Genomic DNA, 6,814 nt, shown 5'->3' with positions numbered 1-6,814 from the left:
CTTCATTGCGAGGTTGCTACTGGATTCCCGCCTTCGCGGGAATGACGAGTCGAGTGAACAATCGGCAAGCCATCCGGGTTCAACGAACGTCCACTGTGGGCGATTTCAGACGTTCGATGCCGATCCATTGTCACTTTGGATATTGAAGCACTGCATCTTGCGCCGGATCAGGATTGAAATTTATTTATAATCGCCCGCACCGCATAACCAACGGCGGCAGCGGGGATGACAGCAATCGCTACCGTTCCTAGCCATTCCAGTGTGCTTGCTCCGCCTAATCCTGCTACCATTGAGCCGGCAAGGAAAAGCGGGACGCCGAGAACCGCCGCAGTGGCGCATCCGAACTTACCACCAAGTGTTGCCCCAGCTTGGTATCTGCTATCTGCCACCTGCGCTCCCTAATGGCTCATTCCGTAACGGCTAAATGCTTGGCCATTTGTCCGCAATGGGGCGTGTCCGGAATGGCGCGTTTCAGGCAAATTCCCCAGATAGCCGCCGCCGCTGTCGGTCCCCGAATTCGTTTACGCCGCCCGGGCTGCGTGAAAAGTCTCCAGGTGCCGTCCGCCTGCTGGATCGCGGGCAGGGCTATCCCCGGTCAGTATCCGCTACCGCGCCAGCGGTTCATCACGGTTTCGAGGATGATGGGGTTGAGCAATTGCTCGAAGGCGCAGCCGACCAGACCGTCTTCCCACCAGATCACGCGGGCAGGCAAGGCCTCCATGCCCGGCAGCGTCAGCCAGCAATAGGTACCGGCATGGATACGGCTGATCGCCGTGGCCGAGAACCCGGAAAGCGAAAGGTCGCGGACCGCCGTCTGGTAGCCTTTGGTTCCGGATGCGCGGAAGCCGGCAGGAATGGAGATGCGCTGGCGAATGGCACTGCGATCTTCCTGCGCGGCCAGTTCGTAAATGTCCTGCGGGGATTTCGTCGTCATGTTCCCGAGACCCGTACCCTTGAATGGCGCAGGAGGTGCGCCGTTCAAGGGCAGGAAATCAGGAAAGGGTTACCGCGCGGTTAATTCGCGGCGGCAACGGTCTCGCGGTGGCCGGTTTCGAAGGGTTCGCCAAGCAGCGAAACCACCCGTTCCGCAACGACTTCCGGCGGCTTCACCGAAGCCGGTGCCTCGCCGGGGTAGGCGCGGGCACGCATGGCGGTGCGGGTGGCGCCGGGATTGACCACGGCGACACGCAGCTTCGCGATATTGCGGGTTTCGTCCGCATAGCAGTCCAGCAGGACCTCGAAAGCGGCCTTGGTCGCGGCATAGGCGCCCCAGAAGGCGCGCGGCGCGGTCGCGACGTGGAGGTCATGCCGATGACGCGGGCGTCGCTGCTCAGGCGCAGGAGCGGATCGAAGTTGGCGATCAGCGCTTGCGTGGCGAGCACGTTGGTGGTGAGCGCCTTGTTGAAGGCGCGCTGGTCGATATCGGCCACGCTCGTCAGCTCGGGCAGGACCGCGGCATTGACGACGAGAATGTCGAGCTTGCCCCAGCGCTGCGAGACCGCCGTTGCAAGGCGGGCGATCCCGTCCGATTCGACGAGGTCCACCGGCGCGATCGTGGCCGAGCCGCCGGCCTCGAAGATCTGGTCCTCGATGGCCTCGAGCGCCTTGGTGTCACGGCCTGTCAGCAGGACATGCGCACCGGCTTCGGCCAGGGCGAGCGCGGTGGCCGCGCCGATCCCCCGGCTGGAGCCGGTGACAAGCGCGACCTGACCTTCGAAAGGCTTTCCGCCGGTACCGTCGCTCACGCTGCGTTGAGCTCCCCGGCGAACCGGTCGGCGAAGTCCGTCAGCTTGGTGGGGTATTCGCCCGAGAAGCAGGCGTCACAGAACTGCGGGCGCTTCTTGTTGCGCTTTTCCTCACCCACCGCGCGGTAGAGACCGTCGATCGAGACGAATGCGAGGCTGTCGGCCTTGATGAAGTCCGCCATGGCCTGGATGTCCATGTTGGCGGCCAGCAGCTTCGAACGCTCCGGCGTATCCACGCCGTAGAAGCACGAATGCTCGGTCGGCGGGCTGGCGATGCGCATGTGCACTTCGGCGGCGCCTGCGTCGCGCATCATTTCCACGATCTTCATCGAGGTGGTGCCGCGCACGATCGAATCGTCGATCAGGATGATCTTCTTGCCTTCGACGATGGCGCGGTTGGCGTTGTGCTTGCGCTTCACGTCCGCATGGCGGGCCGCGTCACCCGGCTGGATGAAGGTGCGGCCGACATAGTGCGAGCGGATGATCCCCAGTTCGAAGGGAATGCCCGATTGCTGGGCATAGCCGATCGCGGCAGGCACGCCGCTGTCGGGAACCGGGATCACGACATCGGCCGGGGCCGGCGCTTCCTTGGCCAGTTCCATGCCGATCTGCTTGCGCACCTGATAGACCGAGCGGCCGTCCATCACCGAATCGGGTCGGCTGAAATAGACGTGCTCGAAGATGCAGGGGCGCGGGGCCGGATTGCCGAAGGGGCGGTGGCTGGAGATCGTGCCCTTGTGATCGACCTGGACCAGTTCGCCCGGCTCGATCGAGCGGATGAACTCGGCGCCGATCACGTCGAAGGCCACGGTTTCCGAAGCGAAGACGGTGGCGTCGCCGATACGGCCCATGACCAGCGGGCGGATGCCCAGCGGATCGCGGCAGGCAATCATGCCCTCTGCGGTCATGCAGATCAGCGAATAGGCGCCTTCCACCATGCGCAGCGCGTCAACGAACCGGTCGAGCAGGGTGGGGTAGCGGCTGGTCGCGACGAGGTGAATGATGACCTCGGTGTCGGAGGTCGACTGGAAGATCGAACCCTTCGACACGAGATCGCGCTTCAGCGTCATCGCGTTGGAAATGTTGCCGTTATGCGCAATGGAGAATCCGCCGGCGGCGAGGTCCGCGAAGAGCGGCTGCACGTTGCGCAGCCCCGACCCCCCGGTCGTCGCATAGCGGACATGGCCGGAAGCCATGGTGCCGGGCAGGGTATCCAGCTCACGCTGGGAGAAGACCTGGGCGACGTGCCCAAGCCCGCGGTGGGAATGGAATTCCGCCCCGCTGAAGCTGGTTATGCCCACGGCCTCCTGGCCGCGGTGCTGCAGGGAATGGAGCCCGGCCGCAGCGATGTTCGCTGCGTCCTTGGAACCGATTACGCCGAAAACGCCGCACTCTTCGCGCAGCTTGTCCCCATCGGCGTCTCGAAAGGGATGTGTCATGTTCATGGATGTCGTCCGGGCTGCTGGCGCGCCAAAATCGCCCGCGCATTTGGAGCGTGTTGGCTTCAAATGCAAGGCCCTCGACAGGATATGGCCAAGGTGGCGGCGTTGCGCGCTTTTCGTGACTGCATAATGACGGCGGGCAGGGAGCCGAATCGGCCAGCGTTCGTTTCTGCCGGAATGCCGGATCCGTTCATCGCAGCGTCACCGGCATTCGCCGATCAGCTTGCCAGCTTTCAGACATATGCTTAATGCCGGGCCATCTGCCCGATCACAGACGGACCGTCGCTTGATCCTATCCCCTTTCGAATGGACCATCGCCAAGCGCTACATGCTGCCCGGCAAGGGCGAGCGCTTCATTGCCCTGGTCGCCGGCATCAGCCTGGCAGCAGTCATGCTCGGCGTGGCCGCGCTGGTCATCGTCATGAGCGTGATGAACGGCTTTCGCGCCGAGCTTTTCGACAAGATCGTCGGCCTCAACGGTCACGCGATCATTCAGGCCTATGGCAGCCGTCTGGATGACTGGCAGGGCGTTCTCAGGGACGTTAGGGCCACTCCAGGTGTCGTTCAGGCCTCGCCGCTGATCGAACAGCCGCTGATGACGACGTTCAACGGCCGGGTCGAGGGTATCCTCGTGCGCGGCAATACGAACGAGGATCTCGGCCGGCTGCGGGACAAGGTGCAGTCCGGCAATCTCTCCGAGTTGAAGACCGGGAGCGACAATGTCGCCATAGGCTCGCAACTGGCGCAGAACCTCGGCGCGCAGATCGGCGATACGATCACGATCATCAACCCGCTCGGGCGCTCGACCCCGTTCGGCACGGTTCCGCGGCAAATCGCATATCGTGTGGCGGCGATTTTCGAGATCGGCGTCTATGACTATGATAAAGCCTATGTGGTCATGCCGATGCAGGACGCGCAGACGCTCATGCTCACCGGCGACACCATCGGCATGATCGAGGTGACGACCACCAACCCCGACAAGGTCGGCGAAATCCTCGCCCCGCTGAGCCGGAAGCTGGCGGGCCGCGCCATCGTCACGGACTGGAAGACGATCAACGCATCGCTCTTCGAGGCGCTTGCCGTGGAGCGGGTGGCGATGTTCGTGGTGCTTTCCATCATCGTGCTGGTGGCAGTGTTCAATATCCTGTCGTCGCTCATCATGCTGGTGCGCGCCAAGACCCGCGACATCGCGATCCTGCGCACCATGGGCGCGACACGGCGCTCGTTGCTGAAAGTCTTCGTGACGACCGGCTTCTGCATCGGGGCGCTGGGAACCGTGGCGGGCGTGCTGCTGGGCTTCGTGTTCCTGTATTTTCGCCAGCCCATCGTCCATCTGGTCGAGATATTGACCGGACAGAACCTCTGGGATCCGTCGATCCGGTTCCTCACCGAACTGCCTTCGCGTCCCGATCCTTTCGAAATCGTGGTGATCTGTGTGATGGCGCTGATCTTCAGCTTCCTTGCCACGCTCTATCCGGCCTTCAAGGCGGCGAGCACCGATCCCGTGCAGGTGCTGCGTTATGAATGATCCCGTAGTCCGTCTCGACAACCTGACCCGCAGTTTCGAGCAAGGCGGCGTCCGCATCGACGTGCTGCGCGGTGTCGACCTGACCGTTCAGCCCGGCGAGATCGTGGCGCTGCTCGGCCCTTCGGGTTCGGGCAAGTCGACCATGCTTCAGGCCATCGGCCTTCTCGAGGGCGGTTTCGGCGGCCGCATCGAGATTGCGGGGATCGACGCGTCCAAGCTCGGCAAGGACCGCCGCGCGGCCGTGCGGCGGACCATATCGGGTTCGTCTACCAGTTCCACCACCTGCTGCCCGATTTCAACGCGATCGAGAATGTGGTGCTGCCGCAGCTCATTACCGGCAAGTCGCGGGAAGAGTGCGAGCAGCGGGCCACCGAACTGCTTGCCGCGCTTGGGCTGGGCCAGCGGCTCGAACACCGGCCAAGCAAGCTTTCGGGCGGGGAGCAGCAGCGCGTGGCCGTTGCCCGTGCGCTTGCCAACCGCCCGCGGCTGGTGCTGGCCGACGAGCCGACCGGCAATCTTGACGAGAAAACGGCGGACAAGGTCTTTGCGAGTTCCTGGAACTGGTGCGCGGGCAGGGCAGTGCGGCGCTTGTGGCTACTCACAACGAGCGTCTCGCGGCGGCGATGGACCGCGTGGTAAGACTTCACGAAGGCGTGCTGACCTGACATTCTGACAGGGAACATCGCAGGCTTTCGGCGCGTTTTACCACCAGAGGCAAAAAGCGCGCGAAAGGAGCGTTGTATGAGCGACTTTCCTACTACCATCCAAGGCCTTCCTGCCGGCGAGAGCCCTGGCTGGAACGACGGTGCCGAATTGCACAAGACGGCCGACGGTGGCGGTTTGTTCAACGTATTCAAGGGTATCCGCCGGGATACGGTGGCAAACCTGATCCGTTATGTCATGCATCTGCCTGAAGCGGACCAGGCTGGCTATGCCGTCCAGAAGGATGGTGACAGGCTATTGGAAATCGGGGACATTCGCCGTCTCTATCGAAGGACGGACTTCCCACATGGCATCACCGGCTGATCCTCGAACGATCGCGGATTTTGAAGCGATATTGCCGAATGGCGAGGCGGTCAGTCTTGCTGAAAAGCTCGGCAAGGTGCTGCTCGTCGTAAACACGGCCAGCAAGTGCGGGTTCACGCCGCAGTATGCGGGCCTTGAAACGCTCTGGAAAAAGTACCGCGAGAGCGGGTTCGAGGTGATCGCGTTTCCCTGCAACCAGTTCGGCTCTCAGGAGCCGGGCTCGGCTGAAGAAATCGCGGAATTCTGCGACATCAACTTTGGCCTCTCATTTCTCCTGATGGGCAAGGTGGCCGTCAATGGAGATGATGCCTCGCCGCTTTGGAAATGGCTCAAGGCCGAGGCGCCGGGGCTGCTCGGCAGCAAGTCGGTGAAATGGAACTTCACGAAGTTCCTGATCGGGCGCGACGGCAAGGTCGTGCGCCGCTATGCCCCCACCGACAAGCCGGAATCACTGGAAAAGGACATCGAGGCGCTGCTGTAGTCGGCAGCGCCTCGACCGCTTTCCTCAATAGAATGCGCTATAGATAACGTCCACGACCCGTCGGGTCCGGCGATCCACCAGCAACAGGTCAGGGCCGTAGCGAACCCAGTAGTAGCCGGGGGGGGCGGCCCGACGCCGATCATGGCATAATCCTGGAACAGATAGGTCGAGGACAGGAAGATCGCCGGCAGGATCATGTGGATCGACCACCGCCGGTAGCCGTAGCCGCGTGGATAACGATATCCCGGCGCATGCATGGGCCGAAACGTGCTGGGACGGCCGGCACCCGGTCTATGGGGGTGCTTGATGGCCGGGGGGCGGTAGTTTCCGGGGCGATCTGGCCGATTACCGCCGGGTTGCGAGGGCGGCCTCGTCTGGTTGCCTCCGCCGGGACGAGAGGGCTGAACGTGGTTCCCGCCCGGCCGGGGTGGCTGCGGTTGAGGCCTGTTGCTTCCCGATCCCGGATTCGTCGGGCGGTTCGATCCCGCGCCGGGCGGTCTTGTTCCCGGGCCGTGCGAACCGCCGCCGGGCGGCTTTGCGCCCTGCCCATGAGATCCACCGGGCCGGCTCTGTTGCGCCATGGCGGCAAATT

6 protein-coding genes and 2 pseudogenes are annotated in these 6,814 nt (G+C 63.3%); 4 read left to right on the top strand and 4 right to left on the bottom strand.

What is annotated here, in order from left to right:
• Nucleotides 1–595 precede the first annotated feature (595 nt).
• The 3 genes and pseudogenes from ADT71_RS20760 to purF all read right to left on the bottom strand — a co-directional run bounded on the left by ADT71_RS20760 (nt 596) and on the right by purF (nt 3,190).
• Complete coding sequence (locus ADT71_RS20760; RefSeq protein ID WP_054439852.1) at nt 596–934, bottom strand: PilZ domain-containing protein; 339 nt, start codon at nt 932–934, stop codon at nt 596–598.
• Between the two features lie 80 nt (nt 935–1,014).
• A pseudogene (locus tag ADT71_RS20755) lies at nt 1,015–1,745 on the bottom strand (SDR family NAD(P)-dependent oxidoreductase).
• The gene (purF, locus tag ADT71_RS20750; protein WP_054439850.1) at nt 1,742–3,190 is read right to left on the bottom strand and encodes an amidophosphoribosyltransferase; all 1,449 of its coding nucleotides are present in this window, start codon (nt 3,188–3,190) and stop codon (nt 1,742–1,744) included. The pseudogene ADT71_RS20755 and the gene purF overlap by 4 nt, the downstream one beginning before the upstream one ends.
• 283 nt (nt 3,191–3,473) lie before the next feature.
• On the opposite strand from purF, the gene ADT71_RS20740 reads away from it, so the two are divergent.
• The 4 genes and pseudogenes from ADT71_RS20740 (at nt 3,474) to ADT71_RS20725 (ending at nt 6,222) form a co-directional block, all read left to right on the top strand.
• Nucleotides 3,474–4,715, top strand: coding sequence for a lipoprotein-releasing ABC transporter permease subunit (locus ADT71_RS20740; RefSeq protein WP_054439846.1), 1,242 nt, complete (start codon nt 3,474–3,476; stop codon nt 4,713–4,715).
• Nucleotides 4,708–5,380 (top strand): annotated as a pseudogene (locus ADT71_RS20735) (ABC transporter ATP-binding protein). The gene ADT71_RS20740 and the pseudogene ADT71_RS20735 overlap by 8 nt, the downstream one beginning before the upstream one ends.
• A 76-nt stretch (nt 5,381–5,456) precedes the next feature.
• A complete protein-coding gene (locus ADT71_RS20730; protein WP_054439843.1) occupies nt 5,457–5,741 on the top strand; it encodes a hypothetical protein in 285 nt (94 codons plus the stop codon).
• Nucleotides 5,725–6,222: a glutathione peroxidase gene (locus tag ADT71_RS20725; protein WP_054439842.1), complete on the top strand. Its 498-nt coding sequence runs from the start codon at nt 5,725–5,727 to the stop codon at nt 6,220–6,222. The genes ADT71_RS20730 and ADT71_RS20725 overlap by 17 nt, the downstream gene beginning before the upstream one ends.
• Nucleotides 6,223–6,246: 24 nt before the next feature.
• Here ADT71_RS20725 and ADT71_RS34170 read toward each other — a convergent pair whose 3' ends face one another.
• Complete coding sequence (locus ADT71_RS34170) at nt 6,247–6,432, bottom strand: RcnB family protein (RefSeq protein WP_231636068.1); 186 nt, start codon at nt 6,430–6,432, stop codon at nt 6,247–6,249.
• Between the last annotated feature and the right edge of the window lie 382 nt (nt 6,433–6,814).

Origin of the sequence: Novosphingobium sp. ST904 (assembly GCF_001298105.1) — a bacterium.
Lineage (GTDB): Bacteria > Pseudomonadota > Alphaproteobacteria > Sphingomonadales > Sphingomonadaceae > Novosphingobium.
This window is presented reverse-complemented; position numbering and strand designations above follow the sequence as displayed.

Excerpts from the sequence above, each read along its gene's own strand:
- ADT71_RS20760 (WP_054439852.1), bottom strand. The coding sequence starts at position 934 with ATGACGACGAAATCCCCGCAGGACATTTACGAACTGGCCGCGCAGGAA.
- purF (WP_054439850.1), bottom strand. The coding sequence starts at position 3,190 with ATGAACATGACACATCCCTTTCGAGACGCCGATGGGGACAAGCTGCGC.
- ADT71_RS20730 (WP_054439843.1), top strand. The coding sequence starts at position 5,457 with ATGAGCGACTTTCCTACTACCATCCAAGGCCTTCCTGCCGGCGAGAGC.
- ADT71_RS20725 (WP_054439842.1), top strand. The coding sequence starts at position 5,725 with ATGGCATCACCGGCTGATCCTCGAACGATCGCGGATTTTGAAGCGATA.